9 protein-coding genes and 1 pseudogene are annotated in these 9,443 nt (G+C 56.1%); 8 read left to right on the top strand and 2 right to left on the bottom strand.

Annotated features, from left to right (window positions below):
* Positions 1 to 194: 194 nt before the first annotated feature.
* Positions 195 to 572, bottom strand: coding sequence for a hypothetical protein (locus tag BSG09_RS21385; RefSeq protein WP_223174842.1), 378 nt, complete (start codon positions 570 to 572; stop codon positions 195 to 197).
* Positions 573 to 777: 205 nt separating this feature from the next.
* Here BSG09_RS21385 and BSG09_RS16635 point away from each other — a divergent pair, with 205 nt between their 5' ends.
* The 8 genes and pseudogenes from BSG09_RS16635 to BSG09_RS16600 all read left to right on the top strand — a co-directional run.
* Positions 778 to 1,083: a hypothetical protein gene (locus tag BSG09_RS16635; RefSeq protein ID WP_092935097.1), complete on the top strand. Its 306-nt coding sequence runs from the start codon at positions 778 to 780 to the stop codon at positions 1,081 to 1,083.
* Positions 1,080 to 1,712: a hypothetical protein gene (locus BSG09_RS16630; protein WP_092935095.1), complete on the top strand. Its 633-nt coding sequence runs from the start codon at positions 1,080 to 1,082 to the stop codon at positions 1,710 to 1,712. The genes BSG09_RS16635 and BSG09_RS16630 overlap by 4 nt, the downstream gene beginning before the upstream one ends.
* Before the next feature lie 256 nt (positions 1,713 to 1,968).
* Positions 1,969 to 2,835, top strand: a complete 867-nt coding sequence (locus BSG09_RS16625; RefSeq protein WP_092935093.1) for a hypothetical protein — start codon at positions 1,969 to 1,971, stop codon at positions 2,833 to 2,835.
* A 791-nt stretch (positions 2,836 to 3,626) separates the two neighbouring features.
* Positions 3,627 to 4,493 carry a hypothetical protein gene (locus BSG09_RS16620; protein WP_092935091.1) on the top strand — a complete coding sequence of 289 codons (867 nt, stop codon included), beginning with the start codon at positions 3,627 to 3,629 and terminating at the stop codon, positions 4,491 to 4,493.
* Positions 4,494 to 4,920: 427 nt separating this feature from the next.
* Positions 4,921 to 5,370 (top strand): HVO_A0114 family putative DNA-binding protein, encoded by a 450-nt coding sequence (locus BSG09_RS16615; RefSeq protein ID WP_175542240.1) that lies wholly within the window; start codon positions 4,921 to 4,923, stop codon positions 5,368 to 5,370.
* Positions 5,371 to 5,465: 95 nt separating this feature from the next.
* A complete protein-coding gene (locus BSG09_RS16610) occupies positions 5,466 to 5,846 on the top strand; it encodes a hypothetical protein (RefSeq protein ID WP_223174773.1) in 381 nt (126 codons plus the stop codon).
* Positions 5,830 to 7,173: an ISH6 family transposase gene (locus BSG09_RS16605; protein WP_092935089.1), complete on the top strand. Its 1,344-nt coding sequence runs from the start codon at positions 5,830 to 5,832 to the stop codon at positions 7,171 to 7,173. The genes BSG09_RS16610 and BSG09_RS16605 overlap by 17 nt, the downstream gene beginning before the upstream one ends.
* 21 nt (positions 7,174 to 7,194) lie before the next feature.
* Positions 7,195 to 8,010, top strand: a pseudogene (locus BSG09_RS16600) (tetratricopeptide repeat protein); the annotation flags it as partial.
* Between the two features lie 187 nt (positions 8,011 to 8,197).
* On the opposite strand, the gene BSG09_RS16595 reads toward BSG09_RS16600, so the two are convergent.
* Complete coding sequence (locus BSG09_RS16595) at positions 8,198 to 9,040, bottom strand: hypothetical protein (protein WP_092935087.1); 843 nt, start codon at positions 9,038 to 9,040, stop codon at positions 8,198 to 8,200.
* Between the last annotated feature and the right edge of the window lie 403 nt (positions 9,041 to 9,443).

Raw genomic sequence — 9,443 nt, 5'->3', positions numbered from 1 at the left:
GTCGCGACGCCGTAGAAACCCGACCTGGGATTGAAACCGTCGTAGACGATGTCGCGCCCGTCGCGCTCGATCGAGACCTCATCACCTCCAGCGGGCATCGTGCCGGCGATACAGTGGACCGAATCGTACTCGGAGTGTGGTCGACTTAATATCAGTTCTTCCGGTCTATCGTCATCTCATAGTCGGTCGATTTTTCAGTCATCTAGACAAGCTTTTGAGACTGCTTCTTGGGCTCGCTCGAGGGCTGTGCGTGCTGCGTCCGGGTCGTCACAATTGAACGCGGCCTCGATGTCGTTGAGTGATGATTCAAGTTCTTCGATCTGTTCATGTGCCTCTTGTAGCTGTTCACGGTACTCCGTGAGTGTTCCTACGTCCTCGCAAACGACGTTCTGAAGCTCCGAGAGAAGCTGTGGATGGCTCTCCGCTAGCAACTCGACATCGTTGGGAAGCTCATCCTGAATTTTGTTCCGAGCTCTCGAGATTGCCTGATAGCGGCGATTCTCATCGTCTGGATCATTTTCAGCGATCAGTTCCCGCTCACGATCGGTAAGCAACGCGCGTCGTCGTGCCATCGTAGTGGCGGGTTGTTTTACTCCCATTACCATATGGATATACAGTTCCCGTATGAATAAACCTTCCCGCAAGTACAAACGTTCCCACATAGGCAAACCTTTAAGTGAATGGCTGCGGAAGATGTAACTGAGCACGGGACAGGTCACCTCGCAGAAGGTGGCCGGCGCGTTGGAGCGCGTCCGACCGTGCTGGAGAAGACCAGCGATGAGCATTCAAGCACGAACCCAGAAGACGGTTTCGGAAGCACAGACGACCGACCCACGCGCCGACTACATCTCCGTCGGCATCGACAACGAGGGCGCACACCACGTCTACCGGACGACCGACGAGTCCGTGCACGTTATCGAGAACGGCGAGCGCACCGTCCGCTACGACCTCGAGGACGTCGAGAAGACGATCGATGACTGGATCGACTACATCGCCGACCGTCGCGGCGGCTTCGAAGTGCAGTACCTGTTCAAGACGATGGCTGACGCGATCGTCGGCGCTGTCGAGGTGGGCGACCAATGATGATCGTCAATGATCACGAAGCTATCGCAAAGCGTGCCGAGCAACTCGAGCGCGACGGCGCTCGCGAGATGCGTCTGCGAGCGGAGGCCCGCGCCGTCGCCGGCTACGAACCGGGCGACATTGAAGCGACCGACGGCTCGGAGATCATTATCGCTGACGACGATACCCGAACCTACACTCTCGAGACTGAGGACGGTATGCTGCTCGTCAATTCCGATGACGATCCGCGTATCGCAACTGACGGCGGCTGTGGCCAGTCCACTGAACCGACCGTCGAATTCGTGCTCGAGTACACGACGATCAACGGCCGTCGCCGACGAGTGATGGTTGTCCCCGATACTGGTGGCGAAGCCTGGCGGATCGAACATGAACGTCGCAACAGCAATTGGAGAGAAACGGGTCGCGAACCGATTACCGAGGTTGACCTTCACGTACAGGGATGTCCCAGCGAGCGCGATTCCAGTGAACTCGAGCACCAGAGACAGTCTGCCGTGCCCGATGGCGGCCACATGAACCGTGAGACGTTCCTCACGGACCAGAGACATTACTGCGATATCTGTGAGTGTCCATTCGACTCGCTTGCCGAGCTGGCAAGCCATGACTGCCGACTCCAACCCGAGGGTGGCTAACTGATCCAGCATACCACCTCGGGATCACTTGACTCATTCAGCGCAGTAGATCATACTCCTCCACTCGAGACGGAGCCACTAACCCCCGGTAGACCGACACCGGTCTTTCGAACACGAAGACGTCTTTCGGGGAGACGACCACTGCGCTTCCTCGAGACGATTCTCGAGTTGGTAGTCAACTGCTCCACCAGCGTTCCCGATATCGACCAGCAGCGCGAGTCGAATCGTCCACCGATGCCACCGAATCCAGAACCAAATGAGCGCGAACACAGACTGTCCTGACCCTGACGCACAGACACTCAAAACACTCGTCGACGAACTCGAGCGTCTTCACGAACGCGTCACAACTCTCGAGGATGAACTCTCCCGAAAGGGCAACCGCATAGGTAACCTTGAGGCCGAACTCGAGGAGGCTCACACGGAAAACAAGGCTCTCGAAGCACGGCTCGAGGACCTGGAAGAATCACAGACACCCATTGAAGCACGGCTGGACGCCCACGAGAAGAAACTCAACGCCAACAAAGACCGCGTCGGCGAACTCCAAGCACGAGAACTCGAGAAAGGCGCACACCTTCTGGAGGATCACGTCGACGAAGGCGAGATCGACGTTGTGGATGGCCGCCTCGAGCGCATCCGCAAAGACGACGGTGAGAGCTACTTCCGATTACCCGAGAGTAACGACCCACTCGAACGTGGTGGCGATGTCTCCCTCTCGTATGGGGATCTGCTTCCACTCCAGCAGCTCGCGAAGATGGACGAGGATATGCTTCGGGCAACGACATCGTCGCTTCCGTCACGGCTCGCTGCAAAGCTCTGGAAGGCACGTACCGATCCGACAGTTGGAGACAATCCTTGGAGGAAGGGAAGTGCAAGCGTTCGAGAGTACGTCACCGCTGGCGACATGAAACACTGGATTCGACGGCAGGAGAAGGGAATCAGTGACGACTACGCGAAGAAATTGGTCTCTCGAACGATCGATGCGTTACTCGATCTCTCGAAGAGTCGGCTGGCAGTCAAAAAGCGGACACAGCGCAAGAACGGCCTCGAGTACACGGAACGACGTGTCTTGTTGATGGACGATGCCGACATCCCCGGTGAAATGGCCGGTTCCGGAGACACCTGACGTCGACAGTTGAGGGTGTCTCCCGACTACCCACAACCCCTGAGAAGGGTACCACTCTATCCGCCCACCTAATATCCAGCACAAGAGCGGTTGTATGCAGTGTACTGTTACTTTGTAGTACGTCGTTTGATCGGTTGTTGTCGGTCTCACTCCAACGACTTCCCTGTGGATGTGTCTGAAGACGCCAGCTGTCACCGGGAGTCGACCGGCTCGAGATGTGTTCTACATCCGTGAAAAGCGCAGGGTGGAGAACTGGCTCGGTGTTACCAGATACAATTTCGGATGTTCACGATTGCGGCAATCGTGGGTGTGATCTATATTTTCAAGGTTCACAAACCACTTACCCAAAGTGCAGTCGCTGTCCGACCGACGGACTGGGTTGGCTAACTCTGAATCTGGCGACTGCTAACCTCACATCGTGTTTTTTTTGTTTCTCACGGACCAGAGACACTACTGCGATATCTGTGAGTGTCCGTTCGACTCGCTCACCACGCTGGCAGGCCATGACTGTCGACTCCAACCCGAGGGTGGGTAGCTGAGCCAGCACACCATCTCGGGATCGCGTTGACACTCAGGCGCAGTAGACCATACTCCTCCACTCGAGACGGAGCCATCAACCCCCGGTAAGCCGACACCGGACTTCCGAACACGAAGACGTCTTTCGGAGAGACGGCCACTGCGCTTCCTCGAGATAGCTCTCGAGTCGGTAGTCTACTGCTCCATCAGCGTTCCCGACATCGACCAGCAGCGCGAGTCGAATCGCCCGACAATGCCACCGAAATCAGATTCAAATGAGCGCGAACACAGACTGTCCCGACCCTAATGCACAGACTCTCCAAACACTCGTCGACGAACTCGAGCGCCTTCGCGACCGTGTCACAACCCTTGAGAATGAACTCACCCGAAAGGACGATCGCATAGGTCATCTCGAGGCCGAACTCGAGGAGGCCCACACGGAAAACAAGGCTCTCGAAGCACGGCTCGAGGACCTGGAAGAATCACAGTCGCCGATCGAAGCCCGATTAGATGCCCACGAGAAGAAACTCAACGCCAACAAAGACCGCGTCGGCGAACTCCAGGCACGCGAACTCGAGAAGGGCGCACACCTCCTGGAGGAACACATCGATAATGGGGAGATCGACGTTGTGGATGGCCGCCTCGAGCGCATCCAGAAAGACGATGGTGAGAGCTATTTCCGATTGCCTGAGAGTGACGATCCACTCGAATGTGATGGCAACGTCTCCCTCTCGTATGGAGATCTGCTTCCGCTCCAGCAGCTCGCGAAGATGGATGAGGATATGCTCCGGGCAACGACATCGGCGCTTCCGTCACGGCTTGCTGCAAAGCTCTGGAAGGCACGGACCGATCCGGCGGTTGGAGACAACCCCTGGAGGAAGGGGAGCACAAGCGTTCGAGAGTATGTCACTGCCGGCGATATGAAACACTGGATCCGACGGCAGGAAAAGGGTATCAGTGACGACTACGCGAAGAAATTGGTCTCCCGAACGATCGACGCGTTACTCGATCTCTCGAAGAGCAGGCTGGCAGTCAAAAAGCGGACACAGCGCAAGAACGGCCTCGAGTACACGGAACGACGCGTCTTGTTGATGGATGACGTCGACATCCCCGGTGAGATGGCCGGCTCCGGAGACACCTGACGTCGACGGTTGAGGGTGTCTCCCGACTACCCACAACCCCTGAGAAGGGTTTCACTCTATCCGCCCACCTAATATCCAGCACAAGAGCGGTTGTATGCAGTGTACCGTTAGTCTGTAGTACGTCATTTGATCGGTCGTTGTCGGTCTTACCCGAACGACTCTCCTGTGGGTGTCCCTGAAGACGCCAGCTGTCACCGGAATCCTCTCGAGAGCACTGTGGAGATTCTCGGATCGACGTTAATACTGTGCGCTGACTTGACTGGGCCAGTCGGCTGTTGCAAGATAGCGAAGTCACTTATATATCAATCAGCTATTATGCAACAGTATGCTCACTGATGGCGAGCTCCACACCCTCACTGCTCTTCACGGTGAGCAGACGCTCTCCGAGTTCGATGTCAAGTGAGGCCATCACACCACGGTGATACCTATGAACGATACCACGCCGCCGCTGCACCCGATGGAGCGCGAACAGCTTCGGGCCGAATCAACCCTCGTCGTGACTGTCAAGTCGTCCAGTGAGTTCCACGATGATGTCACCGACGGCATTGAGGCACTCGAGCAGGACGATGCGGTGGATACCCCGCCGACACTCTCGTTCACTAGCTACGACGACCTTATGGAAACGCTGACGCCGCGCGTCCTTGATCTCATCGAAGCCATCCGCCAGGAAGAGCCATCCAGCATTAATGAGACTGCACGGGTTGTTGACCGGGATGTGAAGAACGTCCATGAAGAACTCAGTCGGCTCGCCCAGTTGGGTATCATCTTCTTCGAGGAAGACGGCCAGAGCAAGCGCCCGGTCGTCTGGTTCAACGAACTCGTCATCAGTCTCTCGTTCGATCCAGCGACTGATGACACGGTAGCCGCCGCACCGTGAAGGCGACGTCTCAGGCTACACACTCCTCGTCGATCTTACACATACGCCCCGTCCACACCTGTTGTTTTTCCTACCCGCATACGTACTCTCGAGTAATGGTCGAGTGTCGCTACTGCGAGCAAACCTTTGAGGAGGAATCTGCGATCCGTGAGCATCTATATGAAGATCATGAACGTAAGGAACTCAGCCGGATTGACCGGAAGCGTGTCGAGCAATACGTCGACGAACACGGATTAGGTGAGAGTGGCAACGAAGAGGCCCAAGAAGCAAGTCAACCCGCTCACCGTGAGCAACGAACAGCCGACACATCAAATGGGGCCCACCCTGCTGATGCGTGGGAACTCAGCGACGTCGAAGCCCTCTCGACGGACGAAATTGGTCGTGTCCCAAACTCGTCTAGAGTCGTAACTGACTCCTGTGGAAACAGGGTCACCTCTGGTACCTACCCCGAAGTGACCCATGCACGCCACAATTGACGCGCAGTTCACGGTTAGTCTCGACCAAGACAAAACGCTACCGCTTGCCACTCTCGCTGAATCTCTCACTGAGATTCAGCTTGAGGCCACTATCCTCGAGGAGCTCGTTAGAAGCCTCGACGAGGCGCTCGTCGAGGCGTACTGTGGTGAGAAACACGCGCGCGGAAACGGCGACTGCCGTTTCCAGCGCGCTGGAACCTCCACACGAACCGCTGTAACAACCGCAGGAGAACACGAATTTACCCTTCATCACGTCAAAGACACTGCTGCTACCGACGGCGATCCGACCTATTTCCGTCCGCTCGAGGATCTTATTGACTTCGACGGCCAGCGCATCTATCAAGAGGATATCTCGCTCCAGGCTGCCGAACTTGCTACTTCGCTCAGCTATCGTGATGCCGTCGCCCACGGCGACGGCTTCACTCCCATGCCCTCGATCACGACGGTCAACCGCCGAGTCCGTGAATACGGCAGCAAGCTCGGCGACTTCGTTCGTGATCGACTTCCTGGGACGAACGCAGACACTATCGTTCCTGACGGAACGAAGTGTCATAGCCAGCAGGACCACTGCTCCTACCATGATGTCAACGTCACCCTCGGCCGTTTGCCCGAGGGTGACGACACAGAAACCACACTCTTAGACGTCAACGTCAACGAATCCTGGGATGAAACAGCAGAAGCCCTCGAAGAGACTGAGGCGGTCACTGACGACGCCACGGTCGTCAGTGACGCCGAAAAGGCGCTCGTCGATGCGTTCGAAAGTGGAGACCGATCTCACCAGCTCGATCTCGTTCACGTCGGTCGAACGCTCGGGTACAAGCTCTGGAAAGACGATGCGTTTCCGCTCTCTGAGCGGAAAGCGATCGTCTCTGGCGTTGCGGATGATCTATTCCATCTGAAAAACTCTGTCGCACTCCATGCACCGAGGAATGAGCGTTTGGCGATCCGCTCGCGGATCGACCAAACGCTCGAGAATCTCGAGAAGGAAGCCTGGAGGTTAGAGCGTCAAGACTCCCCGAAAGCTACGGCGTACCTCCGGGAATGGGCAGAAGCAACCGTGACGTTCGCGGAACTCGCGCTTGACCAACAGCAGGTTCCGTGGACATCAAACGTGGTCGAGCGAGCTATGGGTGAAGTTTCGAAGCGGTGTAAGAATCAATGGATGCGGTGGTCAGAAGCGGGGTTAGAGTCGCTTCTCTGGTTGAATCTGGTGCAGTATGCCGACCCCGAGCAGTTCGCGGCGTTCGCCGACGAACTGCTCGAGCGATCAGCCAAAACAGCCATCACAATGGAGGTGTCAGTTGACGCTACCAGAGGCGAACTCTAGACGAGTTTGGGACGGGACCACGAAATTGTCGAAAAACTCGCCGATCACGGCATCGAAACGAGCGAGACGATGTTTCGGAGTCGAATTGAAGGCTTAAACTCGGCGACGACACTTTCCGAGCAGTGGGAAGCTGAATACGAGGTTGATGTCACGGGCTATGATCAGGACTTCATCTGGATGGCGGCAGAAGTACTCTGGGAGCGCTGGGCACCCGACGCCCCGAACAAAGAACGGATCTACGACTTCGTTCAGGAGGGACGCGATTTCCGCGAGAAAGGAAATCGCGCTGAGGCTTGCGATCGGTGGCTAACTGCCTGGGAGTACATCGTCGACGTAACACCCGACGAAATCACGTCTATCGATGAGGCAGACCGAGAATTACCGTCGTTTCTCTCGCTCGAGGCTTTCATTCGATCGCTCGACAGTGACCTTGCCACCGTAGCGGAAGATGATCCAGCGTATCACGAGTACCGACTCGAATTCTGTCGGGAGGTCTGCGAGCAGTTCCCGGATGCATCTGACGAGTTCCTACTCGACTTTCGTCACTTCATCGCCGACACACTCACAGAACTGGACAGAACTGCTGACAGTAGGGCGGAATTCGAGTCACTCATCGAGGAGTATCCCGAGGATCCCTGGGGATACAAGAAACTCGCAGATAGCTACTGGCTCGAGGACCCAGACGAACTAGCGAGAGAGGAGATGGAACGCACTGCAGAACTGTACCGAGCGGCACTGGACGCCGATGGTCCTCTCGAGGGAGCGTCGATAGTAGCCGAGCGCTGTGAGGAAGTAGAAAGCCGACTATCTGATACAGAGACGTCCAGCCCAGAGTGAGCGCTTGAGCACGAGAACTTACTTATTCGATGACGCACTATCTGCTTGTAGAGGAGCACACTCCCGTACACCATGGAATTCGAAGAACAACTTCGGTCGCTGGAAGAACGGTATGGCATCTCCGAGAGCGAACGTGCTCGGGAACTCGGACGGACCGTTGCCCAGCTCCGGGACTAACGCGTACGTCTTACTCGCTAGATTCCAGATACTCGAGGAACTCCTGTTTGTCGACCCCATTCTCAAAACGCAGATGCGACGCTCCGGCTCGCGTCACTGACTCAATCATGAACTCGGTACAGAGTTCGGTATGATGAGTCGCATACGTCGACAGGGCTTCTGACTGTGGCAGCTCGAGGTCGTACTCCGAGAGCTCGATTTCAATCCCACCTTTTCGCAACACGATCTCACAGCCCCACTCATCGAGCAACCTGAACGGGGTTGTGTTTCGCCGTACGGTGAGAAGTCGCTTCGAGTCGGCGATATACGTGTCGACCCATTCTTGCCAGTCGTAGCTCTCGGTCGCCAACTCTGGGAGCGAAAACGACGGCTCGACACTCTCGAGGTACCACTCGGCGAATGCGATCGAGGTTCGATGGTTGGCGTTTGGAAGCGGGTGAGCCAAAATGAGTGACGACATCAACTGCCCTGCGACCTTGACTACCGATTTCGACCAATCGACGTGCTCAAGTGCAGCTGGAATTCGACCAACGTCGATCTGCTTGTAAATCTCGAGTTTTTCTCCCTCCTCGAGTTCTGTGGCTTCAAGGACACCTTCGAACGTCTGGAGAATTCGCACTGTCACGAGCCGGTCTGATTCGTCCATTTCGTCCAGTATCGCTTCAAAATCCTCGGTGATGTCGTCGACCGTTCCACTCGCACCGGAGTTGGTGTAGAGGACGTGTACTGTTTCCTCGAGTTGGTAGGTTTCGACTTTCCCATCGTCGGGTTCGATCTCGTCGTGATCGAGCGTAACGTACGCGAGTGAATATTGCTCGTCGTCGGGGTGGTGGTAGTGGACGAGACCGGTCATTAAACTCGGGAACGTACCGGAGCAACATAGTGACTTTCTTCCCACCCTACTCGCTCACGGCTGACGCCGTTCGCTCCTTGAGGTGGGGCTTCCTGTTTCCACGACGCGCTTTGCAGGAACCGAATAGGTGTGTCCCTGAAGACGCCAGCTGTCACCGGAATCTTCTCGTCTCGAGATGCGTTCTACGTCCGTGGGAAGAGCAGGGTGGAGAACTGGCTCGGCGTTACCAGAAACAATTCCGGATGTCAACGATTGCGGCAATCGTGGGTGTGATCTATATTTTCAAGGTTCATAAACCACTTACCCAGAGTGCAGTCGCTGTCCGACCGACGGACTGGGTTGGCTAACTCTGAATCTGGCGACTGCTAACCTCACATCCTTCAGTCTAACGTTTATATCAGAA

Source organism: Natrinema hispanicum (assembly GCF_900111485.1).
Classification (GTDB): Archaea; Halobacteriota; Halobacteria; order Halobacteriales; family Natrialbaceae; genus Natrinema; species Natrinema hispanicum_A.
The sequence above is the reverse complement of the archived record's forward strand: the minus strand, read 5'-3'. Positions and strand labels throughout refer to the sequence as shown.